At 46.3% G+C, this 16,417-nt stretch carries 13 protein-coding genes; 6 read left to right on the plus strand and 7 right to left on the minus strand.

Annotated features, from left to right (window positions below):
• The first annotated feature begins 4 nt into the window (after nucleotides 1-4).
• Both PUN32_RS03800 and PUN32_RS03805 read left to right on the plus strand, forming a co-directional pair.
• Complete coding sequence (locus PUN32_RS03800; protein WP_274721853.1) at nucleotides 5-1,072, plus strand: formate dehydrogenase subunit gamma; 1,068 nt, start codon at nucleotides 5-7, stop codon at nucleotides 1,070-1,072.
• Nucleotides 1,059-1,481, plus strand: coding sequence for a hypothetical protein (locus PUN32_RS03805; RefSeq protein WP_274721854.1), 423 nt, complete (start codon nucleotides 1,059-1,061; stop codon nucleotides 1,479-1,481). The genes PUN32_RS03800 and PUN32_RS03805 overlap by 14 nt, the downstream gene beginning before the upstream one ends.
• 164 nt (nucleotides 1,482-1,645) lie before the next feature.
• Here PUN32_RS03805 and PUN32_RS03810 read toward each other — a convergent pair whose 3' ends face one another.
• The 3 genes from PUN32_RS03810 to PUN32_RS03820 form a co-directional block, all read right to left on the minus strand.
• Complete coding sequence (locus PUN32_RS03810; protein WP_166012991.1) at nucleotides 1,646-2,128, minus strand: YajQ family cyclic di-GMP-binding protein; 483 nt, start codon at nucleotides 2,126-2,128, stop codon at nucleotides 1,646-1,648.
• A gap of 9 nt (nucleotides 2,129-2,137) precedes the next feature.
• Nucleotides 2,138-3,199, minus strand: coding sequence for a 3-deoxy-7-phosphoheptulonate synthase (locus PUN32_RS03815; protein WP_166012992.1), 1,062 nt, complete (start codon nucleotides 3,197-3,199; stop codon nucleotides 2,138-2,140).
• A gap of 160 nt (nucleotides 3,200-3,359) precedes the next feature.
• On the minus strand, nucleotides 3,360-4,709 hold the full coding sequence (locus PUN32_RS03820; RefSeq protein ID WP_274721855.1) for a hypothetical protein: 1,350 nt from the start codon (nucleotides 4,707-4,709) through the stop codon (nucleotides 3,360-3,362).
• Between the two features lie 100 nt (nucleotides 4,710-4,809).
• Between PUN32_RS03820 and PUN32_RS03825 the strand changes: the two genes are divergently transcribed.
• Entirely contained in the window at nucleotides 4,810-5,643 is an 834-nt protein-coding gene (locus tag PUN32_RS03825; protein WP_274721856.1) for a CvfB family protein, read from the plus strand.
• A 186-nt stretch (nucleotides 5,644-5,829) separates the two neighbouring features.
• Here the strand turns inward: PUN32_RS03825 and rsmF are convergent, their stop codons facing one another.
• The 4 genes from rsmF to PUN32_RS03845 all read right to left on the minus strand — a co-directional run bounded on the left by rsmF (nucleotide 5,830) and on the right by PUN32_RS03845 (nucleotide 13,100).
• On the minus strand, nucleotides 5,830-7,251 hold the full coding sequence (gene rsmF, locus PUN32_RS03830) for a 16S rRNA (cytosine(1407)-C(5))-methyltransferase RsmF (RefSeq protein ID WP_274721857.1): 1,422 nt from the start codon (nucleotides 7,249-7,251) through the stop codon (nucleotides 5,830-5,832).
• 119 nt (nucleotides 7,252-7,370) lie between these two features.
• Nucleotides 7,371-10,010, minus strand: coding sequence for a PqiB family protein (locus PUN32_RS03835; RefSeq protein ID WP_274721858.1), 2,640 nt, complete (start codon nucleotides 10,008-10,010; stop codon nucleotides 7,371-7,373).
• Nucleotides 10,011-10,019: 9 nt separating this feature from the next.
• On the minus strand, nucleotides 10,020-11,261 hold the full coding sequence (locus PUN32_RS03840) for a paraquat-inducible protein A (protein ID WP_274721859.1): 1,242 nt from the start codon (nucleotides 11,259-11,261) through the stop codon (nucleotides 10,020-10,022).
• A 42-nt stretch (nucleotides 11,262-11,303) separates the two neighbouring features.
• Nucleotides 11,304-13,100 (minus strand): ABC transporter ATP-binding protein, encoded by a 1,797-nt coding sequence (locus PUN32_RS03845; protein ID WP_274721860.1) that lies wholly within the window; start codon nucleotides 13,098-13,100, stop codon nucleotides 11,304-11,306.
• A gap of 85 nt (nucleotides 13,101-13,185) precedes the next feature.
• On the opposite strand from PUN32_RS03845, the gene PUN32_RS03850 reads away from it, so the two are divergent.
• The 3 genes from PUN32_RS03850 to prc all read left to right on the plus strand — a co-directional run bounded on the left by PUN32_RS03850 (nucleotide 13,186) and on the right by prc (nucleotide 16,398).
• Complete coding sequence (locus tag PUN32_RS03850) at nucleotides 13,186-13,659, plus strand: GAF domain-containing protein (protein ID WP_274721861.1); 474 nt, start codon at nucleotides 13,186-13,188, stop codon at nucleotides 13,657-13,659.
• Between the two features lie 100 nt (nucleotides 13,660-13,759).
• The gene (gene proQ, locus PUN32_RS03855; RefSeq protein WP_274721862.1) at nucleotides 13,760-14,383 is read left to right on the plus strand and encodes an RNA chaperone ProQ; all 624 of its coding nucleotides are present in this window, start codon (nucleotides 13,760-13,762) and stop codon (nucleotides 14,381-14,383) included.
• Between the two features lie 17 nt (nucleotides 14,384-14,400).
• Nucleotides 14,401-16,398, plus strand: a complete 1,998-nt coding sequence (prc, locus tag PUN32_RS03860) for a carboxy terminal-processing peptidase (protein WP_274721863.1) — start codon at nucleotides 14,401-14,403, stop codon at nucleotides 16,396-16,398.
• The last annotated feature ends 19 nt before the right edge of the window (nucleotides 16,399-16,417 follow it).

The following is a 16,417-nucleotide window of genomic DNA, read 5'->3' on the forward strand; positions in this document are numbered from 1 at the left end:
CGCTATGAGACAACAACTTTCTCGCGCTACTCATTTACTCGTGCTGGTGTTGACCGCTCTACTGTGCTGGTTAGCACAACCAGCAATGGCAGAGCAGAATGCTAAACCGGATGTGGCACAAAAAGAGATGAGCCAACTGGCAGGGGCCGACTTCTGGCATCAGGTTCGCCAAGGTGAAGCGGGCTACACCACGTCTAACTCGCCTGAGCATGGTGTATTGATCAGTAAACCTGGTGAAACTTGGTTTATCCTCAAAGAGAAATGGATGTCTCCCGCAGGAGCAATCGCGATTTTTGGTAGCATTGCGATGGTGGTACTGGCCTATATCGCCGTTGGCCCACTGATGCTGAGCAAACCGCGTACCGGTCGTAAACTCAATCGTTGGTCGCGCTCAGATAGGGCGCTGCACTGGAGTATGGCTTTTACTTTCTTGAGCTTGGCATTCAGTGGGCTGATGTTGGTATACGGGAAACACTTCTTAAAGCCTTATATTCCCAGTGAGCTATGGGGCTGGATCATCTATGCCGCTAAGCAGTACCACAACTATGTCGGGCCGCTGTTCTTTATTTTGTTGATGTTAGTGCTGTGCAAGTGGTGGCGTAAATCAATATTTAATAAAGTGGATCTGCAGTGGTTTATCAAATTAGGCGGCATGGTGGGTAAGCACAAAGGCACACATCCTTCGGCTGGTTTTTCTAACGCCGGAGAGAAAGCCATCTATTGGCTGCTGATTGTGTTTGGTACCTTGGCGGCTATCAGTGGGCTAGTGCTCGATTTCCCGATTTTCGGCCAGACCCGCCGTGATATGGAATGGTCCAACCTAATCCATATGTTTTCCGCATTGATCTTAATCTGTGGCTTTATCTTCCATATTTATATCGGGCTGTTTGGTATGGAAGGCGTACTAGAAGGCATGGTAACCGGTAAGGTAGATGAAACGTGGGCCAAAGAGCATCACGATCTTTGGTATCAAGAAGTTAAGCAGCGCGGTGAAATTGAAGAAATGAGTACACCTTCGCAAATGGTGTCACGGGATCAAACAAACGAAGAGGTGAGCCATGAAGCAAGATAGAGCGCATAAATCAGTTTGGTTTGTCTACATTGCTAGCTTACTGACGCCTTTCACCTGTTTGCTCTCAGGTGTGATTGGCATCATTTATGCCGGTTACCGATTGGATAAGAATCAAGATGGTGAAGTCGCGAATTCTCATTACTATGGGCTAATTCGCAGTTTCTTCCTTTATCTCACCTTCTTTGTGGTGCTGATTGTGACGGTGGCAACCAGCAACGGCATCATTATGGGGGTTAATCGTTACTGGATGCATGAAACGTGGCTTGGTCAATTAGGTTATGTGATCCCTTATCTGGGCGCGTTAATTGCCCTTGCAGCTATTTCGATTTGGATTTGGCGCATCATCCAAGGCATGCTGCAATATCGACGCCATTTGCCTCATTCACCCAGCAAAGGACCGAGTTGGTAAGCTAGCCATTCGTTTGCGGTACTTTGCACGATGATTGATTCGAGATCACAGAGTCAATCACCGTTGATAAAACAATGCCCCGAGTCATGGGGCATTCAGAATTCGTTTTATAACTATTTTCTCTTTATAACTATTCGCTTTATAACCATTGTGGTTATGTGCGATTAATCGCGAAAGTTATTGTATTGCAGTGGCTGCTCAAGATTGGCCTCACGTAGCAGCGCCATTACCTCTTGTAAATCATCGCGTTTTTTACCCGTCACTCGCACTTTGTCGCCTTGAATCGAAGCTTGCACTTTGATTTTGGCATCTTTGATCAGTTTGACGATTTTTTTGGCCAGTAACGCTTCCAAACCTTGTTTAAAATCCGCTTCTTTGTACCAGTTTTTACCAATATGAACTGAGTCGTTGGCTTTCATGGCTCGCGCATCAACCCCACGTTTGGCGAGATTACCACGCAAAATATCCATCATCTGTCCAAGCTGAAAATCATCTTCAGCCGCCAGTTTAACGGTCTCTTCTTTCAGAGAAAAACTGGCCTCTACGTTGCGAAAATCAAAGCGAGTCGCCAGTTCACGAGTGGCGTTATCTACCGCGTTACGCAGTTCAACGGCATCAATTTCTGAAACAATATCAAAAGAAGGCATAGGTTTTCCTTAATTACGGGAACGACGAACTTTGATCGATTGTGCCAACATGTCGAGCATTGTGGCGGTATCGTCCCATCCTAAACACGGATCGGTGATCGAAAGTCCATAAGTCAGGTTATTGAGATCATGCATTGGCTGGTTACCTTCCACAAGGAAACTTTCCGCCATAATGCCAGCAATTTGGTGGCTGCCCGCGGCGATCTGTTGGCAAATATCACGCGCGACATCCAGTTGTTGACGATGCTGCTTTTGGCAATTGGCATGGCTAAAATCAACCACTAAGCGCTCAGCCAAATTGAACTCGGCTAACTGTTGGCATGCCTCATTAATCGCCTCAGCCGCAAAGTTGGGGCCTGTATCTCCACCACGTAAAATGACGTGCCCAAATGGATTTCCACTGGTGCGGTAAACGGTCATGCGGCCATTCTTATCTGGTGAATAGAAATAGTGTGAGGCTTTAGCTGCTCGGATCGCATCAATCGCAACTTTCACATTGCCGTTGGTGGCGTTTTTAAACCCAACCGGGCAAGAGAGCGCAGAGGCCATCTCACGGTGAATTTGTGACTCAGTAGTACGGGCACCAATGGCACCCCAAGTAATGAGGTCAGCAATATATTGCCCAGTCACCATGTCGAGAAATTCTGTCGCGGTTGCTAAACCGAGTTTATTGACATCGAGCAGTAATTGGCGCGCTTTATTGAGGCCAGTTTCTAAAGCGTAGGAGCCATCTAAATTAGGATCGGTGATCAAACCTTTCCAGCCAACGACCGTGCGCGGTTTTTCAAAGTAAGTGCGCATCACCACAAACAATTGTTCTTGGTAATTGTTTTGTAGCGCAGCTAGGCGGCGGGCGTATTCGAGCGCTGCATCGGTATCGTGAATCGAGCAAGGGCCAACAATCACCAACAAGCGATCATCCTCACCAGTCAAGATCCGTTCAATTTGACGCCGAGACTGTGCAATTCTTGACGCGACAGGTTCGGTGATCGGGTGGGCGAGGCTCAATTCGGCGGGTGTTGGCATTGGACCCAATGCTTGGGTTCTTAATTCATCAGTTTTCAGTGGCATGCAAGCGCCTATCCTGTTGTGGCGAAGCGCTAAAGATAGCGAATTTGCCAGAGAGAATAAACCATTGCACCGTAAACAACGGTGTAAATGGCGTTAAATTGAGTGGCTGAAATAACATTTGGTGAAACTTTCCACACTCATCGCTCGATCAATATAGCGCTTAGGTCAGCGGAATAGATTCAATATCGACAATCCGACTCCGATTGAGCACGATTTTCCAGCGGTAGTAGGTCGGTTCAGCTTTATGATGATTCTCTTTGACAATCAAATTCAGCAGATGACGTTTTTCCACCGACTCGCGGCTCACTTGGCCATTGTTGAGCTGATAAATGTAGTTGGAACTCTTATCCATCTGGCGCATGATGGCCCGCAGGTCGACCATTAAGGTTTCGCGCGTCTCTTCATAGCCACTCATAAAGCGTGAGGTTGACATCTCAGTATGCGACCGATAATGCAAGATCTGCTCTTCACGCTGCACAATACGTTTTTTACGGATCGCTTGTATCCGGTCGGGGAGATCGCTCAATTTTTTATAATCCAACCACTCTTCTTTATCGCCCACCTGTTTACCTGTGGTTGGATCGAAATAGTGGCGGCGCCATTTTGCTTTGCCTTTACTGATCCAACGCCACATCATGTCACGCAAATCATCTTTAAAAATTTCGCGTAACGCATAAATAAACGACATGGCAATGATAAAAGAGGCGGTAATCTCTCCCCAGTAATCACGGGCAGAAATCGCAGTAATCGTCACTGCCACCATGACTAAACCGGTGGCCAGTCCTTTCACCGCGCGCTTGGTATTGTTGCCAAGTGACACTATTTTTTCATTAAGGATGATCGGATGCTCGATCAGCCGGCGCAGCAAACGCATTTTATTACTTAAGCGAGTAATGTCTTGATTGGCTTGATCGGAGTTGTATTGATTGAGCGCCCGATGAGCTTGTTCTTTTTCAATCAGAGTGATCAGGCGATCTTTATTAATTTTGTACTCATTATCCCGTGTCATGTGCGCAATCATCGATAAAAAACTTTGCTCGGTGTACCAAGACAGGTAGTTATCAATGTTGGCGTAGTAACGCTTCAACTGCTCTTCATAGGGAATGCTACGCCGTAACCGACGTAAAATATCCAGCGACAACTCAATCACACTGTCCACTTCCTCCACACTGACCGTATCGCTGGTGTTATTAAGCTGCGCGACAGCTTTATCTAGAGCAATCACATACTGGTAAGCAAACAAGCTCAAACTCACCCGATATTGTGTGGTGGAAAGATGACCACGCTGGGCTAGGCGGCTGTGTACCAGCGGCAGTAGGATCTGATCACTGTAATAGGCACGTTGCTGGTGGATCGAGCTATAAAAAAATTCAGATTCGGAGATCACTTCCGGTGAAATATCCAATTCACCCGGAATAAACAGATAAAAGTTGAGATCAAGCTCTTTACTGCCTCTCATCTGGCTGACAATCGTCAAGGTTGCCGCATCTTGCTGCTCTACGGTAATCAACGAAAACTCCTGTAAAATTGCGGGATTTATTGCTCGAATGCGAGAAAGCATACCAGAGATAACGTATAATCTCCGCAAATTTGCTGTGAGACAGTTTTATATGATTAACATTGGTCAAATTAATAGTTTAGAAGTCGTGAAATTCGCCGAATTTGGCGTTTTTTTGGATGCCGGTGAATACGGAACCACTTTGCTGCCTAAGCGTTTTGTACCGGAAGGGATTGAAATCGGGCAGTTTATTGATGTTTTTCTGTATTTTGATTCAGAAAACCAACTGGCTGCGACGACTGAAACCCCGATTGCTCAGGTCGGCGAATGGGGCTTAATGACCATCGAAGGGGTGAATAACACTGGTGCATTTGCGAATTGGGGCATCAAAGGTAAAGATTTGCTGATCCCTTACAGTGAGCAGCGAGCGCGTTTTAATGCAGGGCAGACAATTTTAGTTTATGTCTACACTGATAAAGCGTCAGGCCGCATTGTTGGTACCACCAAATTCAACAAATGGCTGGATAAAACGCCGGCTCGTTATACGCCAAATCAGGCGGTCGATTTGATCATTGCTGAACGCTCTGAACTTGGTTTCAAAGCGATTGTGAATGGCACCCACTGGGGGATGATTTTCGCCTCTGATGTGTTTGGTAAGTTATTCATTGGTAAGAAGCTGAAAGGCTACATTAAAAGTGTCCGCGAAGATGGCAAGATCGATCTTGCACTGCAAAAAATCGGCACCGAAAAAATGGATGATCTGAGCACTAAGATTTTAGACACTTTAGCGAAGAAAGGTGGTTTTCTGCCATTGAGCGATAAATCGACGCCAGAAGCGATTTTTGCCACTTTCCGCACCAGTAAAGGTACGTTCAAAAAGACGATTGGCAGCTTGTATAAGCAAGGCAAAATCGTGATTGAGGATGAGGGTATTCGCTTAGTTTAATTGCGGCGGTTAACCCAACCTCAACGCATAAAAAAGAGGCCCTAACAGTCAGGTTTAGGGCCTAGGGGAATGGCTCCGAAGAGCCTGCGCTAATCAACATCAAATCGCGATTGGTTTAGCTGTAAGCTTAGTATAGCGCTTGAAAATAGCGACCCGCGTTGACAATTTCATTCGATGGTTGAGCACTTAAAACAGATTTTTATCTCTCACCAGCTCTCTTGGTAAGCCGTTTTTCACTCGATTACCGACCCATTTACCAAGACCAATCACATGGTTAGCGTAACGGATTATCACTTCGCCTTGAGCGCTGTTCCCGCTGGGTCTGACATCTCGCCCCATAAACCATTCTCGAGCTTGATCGATATCCAATTCAACGCAGTGTGCGAGATTATCGCCAGCAAGACAGGTCGCCACTTGGTGCTGCCAGCGATAACCGGATTTATGTGCTTCAGCAATTTTTATGCCCATGCGCGAAAAACGCAATTCACCCAGTAATGGCTCTAATGCCTGTGGAAATAACCACACATCATTATCTCGTAACCAAATTTGTGAGTGATCCGGTAAGGTCACGCCAAGTGCGCGATGTAACTGCTGGGCAATCTCACTTTGCTGCTTAGCACTGGCTTTGCTAAATGGGAACTTACCTAACCGTTTGTGTACTTCAGGGGTTGGGACGGCCGCCAATTTGCGAATTTTGGCGACAAAAAAACCTTCGCAGTCATACATCTGCGGGAATATGTGTAGAAAACCTTCTTCGGTCAGAGCACGGTCGGCTTGCGCAAATAAATCCGCCAGTGACTCAAAACTGACCGCATCGCCATAGGTCTGTTTTAGATGCCAACAGACTTGCTGGTTTTCTTCACGGCTGAGGGTACAAGTTGAGTAAACCAACGTGCCGCCAACTTTCAGTGCCTGAAACGCACTCTCAAGTAAGGCTTTTTGCGTCGCGGCGATCGAATGAATCGCTTGCATACTCCAGTTTTTCATCGCATCCGGATCTTTGCGAATGGTGCCTTCTCCCGAACAGGGGGCATCAATCAGCACCGCGTCAAAACACTCTGGCAGCCAACCACCAAATACGCAGCCATCAAAATTGGTCAGCGCACTGTTTCGTACACCACAGCGTTCAATGTTGGCATGCAACACTTTAACTCGGCTGGCGGAAAACTCATTGGCAACCAACACTCCTTGGTTGTGCATTAGCGCGGCGATCTGGGTGGTTTTCGAACCCGGAGCGGCGGCCATATCCAGTACCCGCTCATATTCAGCGTTACCCATAAATAGCGCTGCAACAGGCAGCATGGAACTGGCTTCCTGAATGTAAAACAACCCTGCCATATGCTCCGCACTATTGCCAAGCGGTACTTGGCTTTCATCGGCTTCAATCCAAAATCCATTATCACACCAAGGCACCGGGGTGAGTTGCCAACCGTGCTCAGTGGCACGCTGCACAAAATCGGTGACTGAAATTTTTAGGGTATTGACGCGAATGCTTTTACGCAGTGGCCGTTGGCAAGCGGCAATAAAATCCGCGAGCTGCGTTGAGTCGGGGAGTATTTGCGCCATCGATGCGATAAATTCTTCAGGCAGGGCAATGTTCGGATGCACAGGCAAGTTCCGTTGTTCAATTAAGGCCGCTGATTATAACCAGATAGCCCAAGGACATAAAGGCTTGCCAAACAAGTGACAAAGCAGCCATAGGCTGCTTTGTGCTTGCTAAAAGTGATTTATGGTTTAGGGATTGGAGTGCGCCATTTACTCCATTGTTCTTGAGCTTGCGGATGAAGATAGAAGCTGTGATCTTCGGCTGCTGCGGGCAACAATTGCTTTTGATCTGGGGTGGCAAAGGTGATCCCGCCGCGTAACATACTGTCAAAGGTGCCGGCTTTCACATTAGCTCCCGTGATGCCAATCGTCATATCTACTCCGGATACGTTCCAAAATACGCTGTTTTCACGCAATAAATAGGTGTATTGCGGTGCAATCCGAATGGTGGTGATCACCCGATCAGCAAATTCGCCGAGGCGGACATCGATGACTTTACCCACCTCAATATCGCGATACAGGATTGGGGTGCCGACACTGACGGAGCCGCGCTTTTCACTCTGCAAGATATAGGTTTTTCCCGCGCCACCATGACGCGCTTCTTTGTGCAAAGCAAATTCATAACGGTCAGCACCACTACCGGGTTGAACTTCAATACTTTGTCCCAACAAATTCTGCACGTTTTCAATTCCGCTTAAACCGATTTTGGCTTGTGAGAGCCAAAATTGCGAATTCTGTTTAGCGATTTTAGGCGCATATTGTGGCTCGATACGCGCTGAGAGTGTGACAAACTCCGACTCAAAATCGGGGATCACTTGGAACACTTCACCAATTTGTACCCCTTGATACTGCACTGGTGTGCCCACTTTTACCCCTAAGGTACCTAAAGCGGTGAGGGTGATTTTTTCGCCGTAACGGCGAGCATGATCATAGTCACGATACAGTTTCCACATCGCACCCACTTTGTTTTCAATTCCTGGCAGGCTATCAAAGGCAATCCCACCACGCAGTAAGGTTTGTAAGGGCGCGGCTTTAACATCCACCCCATCCAGTGAGGCTTTAATTTCCACTCCTGAGCGATTCCAAAACACCGTATTGGCGGTCAGCAGATGTTGATACTGCTTTTCAATGGTTGCTTCAATTTGCACGCCGTTTTTGGTCAGCGTAAAACCGGCAATGCTCCCGACTTTTAAATTACGGTATAGCAGGGGAGAGCCTGCATTGATCGAGGGAAGCTCATTGGCAAATAGGGTCAATGAGCGTGAGCCGGATTGATTGTATTTGGCCAATTCGGCCAATGATTGGCTGGCAAACAGGCGATACTGATCAAGTACGGTGTCACTGCCTTCGCTCGCAAAACTGATCGAACCTAAAAGCAACTGTTTTGCCGGAGGAACAGAAACAGATAGCCCTGATTCCGTTAATTCCGCTGAGGCACTGCCAGTAACATAAAACCGGTTTTGTGAACGGATCAACTCCCGATACTGCTCATCAATCACCACACTAAACTCGACCGCATCGAGTTTAAGCTTAACGTCGGTAATGCTACCTACCGCGACCCCGCGATAAAGGATCGGCGTTCCGGCCTCCAAGCCAAATGAATTATCGGCGACTAAGTTAAAACTGATGCTATTAGCTCGCGCATATTTGAATTCATTCTTGCGTATCGCATTGAAAGTCCGCGCACGTTCTCCTGAGCCTGGGATCAAGGAGAGGTAATTGCCTTTAACGAGATTGGTTAAATTTTCCACCCCAGTCAGAGAGACTTGCGCTTCTTCCAAAATGAACTGGCTACCACTATTGAGCATGTCACTAAATGCTGGTTGAATCGCCGCGGCAGCGACAATGCTGTTCCGATTGTCGGTCAATTGTAAGTCGGTGATTTGGCCAATTTCGATCCCGCGATACATAATTGGCGCACCCGCAGCCGAGATATGGTTATCATCTGGTAAGGTAATGGAAATTGCGATCCCACGTCCGGCGGTATTTAGATCGCGATATAAGCGAAATTGAGCATTTTGCTCCACGGGTTTACCTTCTTCCGGTGAGTCCACCGCGATGGAACCGCCAATCAGGGCACTTAAGTTTTCCAGTCGCACATCCACGCCATCAAAACCGATCCGAGTTTCCACCCCACTGACATTCCAAAAACGGCTTTCGGTATTAATAATATGGCGGTACTCATCTTTGATTGAGATGTGAATGGTCACCGATTGCGCATCATCATCCAATTGATAGCTAAATACTTCACCAATAGGGATTTTTTTATAGACAATTTGTGAACCGACTGAAATACCGCCTAAATCATCTGCTTTGAGCGAAATGGTCAAACCGCGCTGAGCCAGCAAATCAGAGGGGGCAGAGTCTAAGGCTTGGTATTGGGTTGGGTAGTCATCTTGATGCAAGGCGCCGGGTTGAATGGCAATATAGTTGCCAGAGACTAAGGTATCGAGCCCAGAAACGCCGGATAAACTGGCGGTCGGTTTAACCATCCAAAAACGGGTTTGGCTAGATAACAATTGCGTCGCTTCTGGGTAAATATCCGCGTGCACGTAAATGCTGTCGAGAGCTTCCGAAAGTTTGATATCGCGAACCATGCCGACTTCTAAGCCTTGATAGCGAATCGTGGTACGTCCGGCAACCAACCCTTGTGCATTTTCAAACTGAATTTGAATCCGCACTCCGGCATCGTGGATCGCTTTGAATACTAACCAGCCCGCCAACACCATAGTAACCAGTGGTAAAATCCATAGTGGAGAGAATCCTCTCGATTTGCGGATATCCGGTGTGTACGCCGTTTGTGTTGTATTTTGTTGACTCATTCAAACAACCTATTGTTGAGTACCCGTGGAGTTGTTCTCATCCCATAGTAGGCGAGGGTCTAAACTCTCCGTCGCCAACATCGTCAGAACCACAACCATACCAAAAGCGACCGCCCCATAACCTGGGCTAAAATCAAGGATTTGACCTCGATCAACCAAGGTGAGCATAATCGATATTACAAACAGATCCATGACTGACCATTTACCGATCCATTTAACACCGCGATAAATAATCATCCGTTGTCTACGATGCACTTGGCGCTTAAATTTAATCGCCAATAATAAGTAGGCGAGGCCGACTATTTTAATCACCGGCACTACAATACTGGCAATAAAAATAATCAGCGCGATACCCCACATACCATTTTTGACTAACGATAAGATTCCGGAAAAAATCGTATCCTCAATCCGTTGACCTTTGGTGATCAAAATCGAAATCGGGATCAAATTAGCCGGAAAAATCGCTACCGTGGCCGCCAAAACATAAGCCCAAGTACGCTCAATCGAATTCGGTTTGCGATGCTCAAGCGGATGCTGGCAGCGAACACAATGTCGGCTTTCTGGTTGAGAAAGATGACAGTGATAGCAATGTACTTGTTTACTCGATAGGCAATATTCGCTTTCGCTGTGCCAAGCTTCCCAGTAGTGGCGAGTGCTGATCCGGCTAAGCAGTAATAGCGTGCACAACTGCAGTAGCACCAGCCCCAATAACCCAGGTCCAATAAAAATGTCGGAATAATCTTTCAGTTTAAAACATGAAACGGCCACACTGACTAAAAATACATCTAACATCACCCACGCTTTAAGATGATGCAGCAGGAATAATGCATAGCGTAGCAGTGAAAAGTAGCCAAAGCGGAGCGCGCAATGGGCGCTGATCACACTTAAACAAAGCAGTAGCGGCGCGATTGAGCTACAAAACAGCACCAGTATGGCTAAAGGCCAATAGCCTTCGCTCCATAATGCCACCACGCCTTGCGGTAAGGTGGCAGGGATCAGTACCCCAAACAAACGAATATTGATATAGCTGAAAAAATGCGAGGGAATAAACAGCAGTAAGCCGGTAATCGCCAGTGCTAAATGACCAGTAAGCAATGGCGTACCACCGCGATAGAGTTGAGTTGCACAGCGAGGACAATAAGCGGTGTAGCCTTGAGCAGCAGGCAAGGCATCGATTGCCAACTCACAACCGGGACATAAACGGATATCACGCGCTGGTGTGGCATGTTGAGGTAATGAATTGGGGATCATGCGCTGATCCCCTGATGTAACGTGAGATGAGGTGAGTGATGATTAGTGCTGCGACTGTAGCGTGCCATACAGGGTTTGATAGAGACCTTCTTGTGCAAGTAGCTCACGATGCGTGCCTGATTGGCTAACATGTCCATCTTCCAGTACATAAATTAAGTCCGCTTGTTTCACCGCTGATAGGCGATGCGCCACAATCAAGGTTGTGCGTCCTTTTAGAAACTCTGACAGCGCACGATGTAATGCCGCTTCGGTTGCGGTATCTAATGCGGAGGTCGCTTCATCCAAAATCACAAATTTCGGGTCACAAAGTACCATACGCGCGATAGCAAGGCGTTGTCTTTGTCCACCAGATAAACGGATCCCATTACGACCAATTTGCGTATCGAGCCCGTGATCGAGCTTACTGATCACATCATGCAATTGAGCGATTTCTAACGCTTGCCACAAGGCTTGATCATTAAATTGACCGCCAAGGGTAAGATTATGCCGCAAAGTGTCATTAAACAGTATAGGTTGTTGTAAAACAACAGCAATTTGATCACGAATTACTTCGAAGCTGATGTCATCACAATGCTGTCCATTAAAGCGAATTGCGCCACTTTGTGCGCGATATACCCCGATTAATAGCTGGATCAGCGTCGATTTACCACCACCACTGGCACCGACCAATGCGACTTTTTTACCCGCTGGAATGGTTAAAGAGAGCTGATTTAAGACTTGGGTTTCCTCATCATAGGAGAAATTGACCTGGTCGATCTCAATCGCGACTTCACCCGCTTGCGTAAATGGGTTGACCTTGCTGACCGGGCGATACTCTTCTTCTAGCTCTAATAAGCCATTAATTCTCGTTAAGGCCGCTTTAGCCGCATACCAAGAAAACTGAACACTGAGCAACTCTTGAACTGGACCAAGCATAAACCACAAATAACCAAACACTGCAAAAATCTGCCCGATAGAGAGGTCACTAAATACCACCATTAACATAGCAACCGCGCGGAACAGCTCAAACCCCAGTAAAAAGAGTAGGAAGGAGAGGCGACTGGCTGCTTCCGATTGCCAAGCGTATTTATCGGCATTGCTCCGCACTGCATCGGCATCGGCAATCAGGCGGCGAATAAACTCACGCTCTTTATTGGCGGCACGTAACTGATAGATACCATCTAAAGTTTCCACCAGCCGATTTTGAAAGCGCTCAAAGGCTTGGTTCTCTTTCTTCTTCAGGTGTTTAACTTGGCTACCGAGCATTTTTGAAAAATAGATAACAATCGGATTGACCAGCAAAATAAACAGCCCGAGTCGCCACTCCAGCCACAGCAGCACTATACCAATCCCGATCACGGTTAATAACGAGATCAAAAATTTACTCAACGTGGAACCAATAAATTGATCGATGGTTTCAATATCGGTGACCAGATGGGCATTAATCCCGCCGCTACCGCGGGTTTCATACTGGCGAATACTGATCCGACCTAGCTTCTCAATCATCTTACGTCGCATTTCGTAAGTAATGGTTTTCGAAACCAAGGTAAACTGGCGGTTTTGTAAAATGTTTAACAACTGGCTGATAATGCGCAGCACGATCACCATCAGCAGAGTCAGCATGATATAGCCAGTCGCGGTATGCCAAGCCTGAGGAAGAAAATGATTCATCACCGCCAACCCTTTAGCGGGTTGATTGAGCAGAACCTCATCCACCATTAATGGCATTAGTAGCGGAATAGGTACGCTGATCAGCGTGGCGATAATGGCAATCAAGTTAGCAAACAGCAGTTTAGCTTGATGTTTTTTTACTTGAGTTATCAGCCAAGAACGGCTAATAGTGTCATTGAAGTACGTCATATTAATGAGAATGCATCCTATTTAATTTGTGCGCATTGTACGTAGTTCAAGATATGAAGTCTTTCTTTTTTAAATGGAAATTATTATGAACTTACCGAAGTACCAACGTCTAACTCAGCAAGCGATCGCCTTACTCGAAGGTGAGAGCGATCTGATCGCTAATCTTGCTAATCTCAGCGCCTTACTCAATATGGAGCTGACTGAACTCAATTGGGTCGGTTTTTATTTGATGCAAGATCAAGAGTTGGTTCTTGGTCCATTTCAAGGTAAACCAGCCTGTGTGCGGATCCCGATTGGGCGAGGCGTGTGCGGGACTGCCGTGGCCGAAAATAAAGTTCAATGCGTACATGATGTTCACCAATTTGTCGGACATATTGCTTGCGATGCCGCCAGCAATTCAGAAATCGTTATCCCATTCTCAATTAATGGAAAAGTTGCAGGGGTATTGGATATCGATAGTCCAAACATAGGCCGTTTTAGTGAAATTGACCAACAAGGCCTGACCTATTTGATGAAGGAAGTGGAAAAGCTGCTCAATTCACAGGCTAATAAAGCATAATTTGCCCTTTGCCTGTGGTTTTTCCGTTGCAGGTCTTTATAATACCGCACATATTTGAACATCAATGTTTGGCGGGCAGCCGCAATAACCAGGAATCCCCATGGAAAACACTGAAAAGTTAAAAAACAGCAAAGAAGTTATCGCGTATATTGCTGAATGTTTCCCTAACTGCTTTACTTTAGAAGGTGAAGCAAAACCTCTGAAAATTGGTATTTTTCAGGATCTTGCTGATCGCTTAAATGAAGACACTAAAGTCAGCAAAACACAGCTTCGTGCCGCATTAAGACAGTACACCTCTTCTTGGCGTTATTTACATGGTGTAAAACCTGGTGCAACTCGGGTTGACTTGGATGGTAACCCTTGTGGTGAACTGGAAGAGCAACACGTAGAACATGCACAAACCACGTTAGCTGAAAGTAAAGCTCGTGTAGATGCACGTCGTAAAGAGCAAGCTAAAAAAGTGCGTGAAGAAGCGAAAGCAAACAAGCCTGCGGTGAAAAAACCACAAGCGCGTCGTCCACAACATGCACCAAAAGTAGAGAAAAAGCCCGTAGAAACGCGCACTTTGACCGCAACAGAGCTCAACGTCGGTAAATCTGTTAACGTGAATATGGGTAAAGGCAACATGGCAGCGACCATCGTTGAAATCAATAAGGAAGATGTGCGTGTTCAACTTGCCAACGGCCTACAAATGGTTGTGAAAGCGGAGCACTTGCGCGCATAAGGGAGATACTCCTTCGCATGAAATGCCGTTCAAAAATATCTCTGATTGCTGCTAGCCTTTGGCTAGCAGCCTTTTCAGTCCAGGCTCTGGAAGCCAAGCAAAAACCCGAAGATTTACCTGTTCTTGCCCCAGAAACGCAGCACGAAACCGCTGCCAAAAGGGTCACTTCACGTTTTACCCGCTCTCACTACAAACAATTCAATCTCGATGATCAATTTTCTCAAGCGATGTTTGAAAGCTATCTTGAGATGTTGGATTACAGTCGTAATATTTTTACCCAAGCCGATATCGACTCCTTTAAAGAGTGGTCTTTGCAATTAGATGATCAGCTTAAAGCGGGCAACAATCAGATTGCTTACGATTTGTATAATTTATCGATGGAAAAACGTTTTGCACGTTTCCAGTACGCGCTGTCGTTACTCGATCACGAAATGACCTTCGAAACCGATGAATCAATCGAATTGGATCGTGCTAAAGCCCCATGGCCAAAGGATATTCAACAAGTTAATCAGTTGTGGCAACAACGGGTTAAATATGATGCGCTGAATTTGAAATTGGCAGGTAAAGAGTGGCCAGAAATCAAAGATACGCTTGAGAAGCGCTATAACAATGCTATCAAACGTCTCACCCAAACCAAGAGTGAAGATGTATTTCAACTTTACATGAATGCCTTTGCTCGCGAAGTCGATCCACATACCAGTTATTTGTCACCGCGTAACGCAGAGCAGTTCCAATCAGAAATGAATCTCTCGTTGGAAGGGATCGGTGCGGTATTACAGATGACCGATGATTACACCATCATTCGCTCTTTGGTGGCGGGTGGCCCAGCTGCGCTCAGTAAACAACTCGGCGATGGCGACCGAATTATTGGCGTTGGTCAAGAAGGGGCAGAGATTGTCGATGTGATTGGTTGGCGTCTTGATGATGTGGTGCAACTGATTAAAGGTCCGAAAGGCAGCAAAGTGAAGCTGTTGATCTTACCGGAAGGTAAAGATGCCAAAAGTCACGTTGTCACGATTGTCCGTGACAAAATTCGCTTAGAAGATCGTGCGGTAAAATCAAAAGTCATCAAGAAAGCCGGGAAAAAAATTGGTGTTCTCGAAGTGCCTAGCTTCTACGTTGGCTTAGCGCAAGATACCGATAAATTACTCACTGAATTGAAAGCACAAAAAGTCGACGCGATTATTGTTGATCTACGCAACAATGGTGGTGGTGCTTTGACGGAAGCGACCGCGCTTTCTGGGCTATTTATTACCAGTGGTCCCGTGGTCCAGGTGCGTGATAGTTACGGCCGAGTGAATGTTAATTCCGATACAGATGGCAAGATCAGTTATAGTGGCCCGATGACGGTTTTGATTAACCGTTACAGTGCATCCGCTTCTGAAATTTTTGCCGCGGCGATGCAAGATTATGGTCGGGCAATTATTTTAGGCGAAAACTCGTTTGGTAAAGGTACCGTACAGCAGCATCGTTCACTCAATCATATCTATGATATGTTCGATCAAGAGTTAGGCTATGTACAGTACACTATTCAGAAATTCTATCGCATCGATGGTGGCAGCACTCAAAATAAAGGGGTAGTGCCTGATATTGTGTACCCAACGTCGATTGATCCTGCACAAACTGGAGAAAGTGTCGAAGCTAACGCATTACCATGGGACAGCATTGATCAGGCTAAGTATGGACGTTTGAATGATTTCAATGCGTTGATTGCCAAGCTCGATATCAAACATCAGCAACGAGTGGCTAAAGATCTGGAATTTGCGTTTATCACGCAAGATATTGCCAAATATCGCGCAGAAAAAGACGATAATTTATTGTCTTTAAATGAAAAAACGCGCAAAGCGCAGAGTGCTAAATTTGATGAAGAGCGTTTAGCTCGCATCAATCAGCGCCAAAAAGCGCAAGGCAAACCCGCTTATGCCAATTTGCAAGACGTCCCTAAAGACTATGAAGCGCCTGACGCGTATTTAGATGAATCGGTCAACATTATGCTGGATATGCTTGCCCGCTAATTGATCATCAACTAATTAC

This window comes from Vibrio chanodichtyis (assembly GCF_028863985.1).
Lineage (GTDB): Bacteria > Pseudomonadota > Gammaproteobacteria > Enterobacterales > Vibrionaceae > Vibrio > Vibrio chanodichtyis.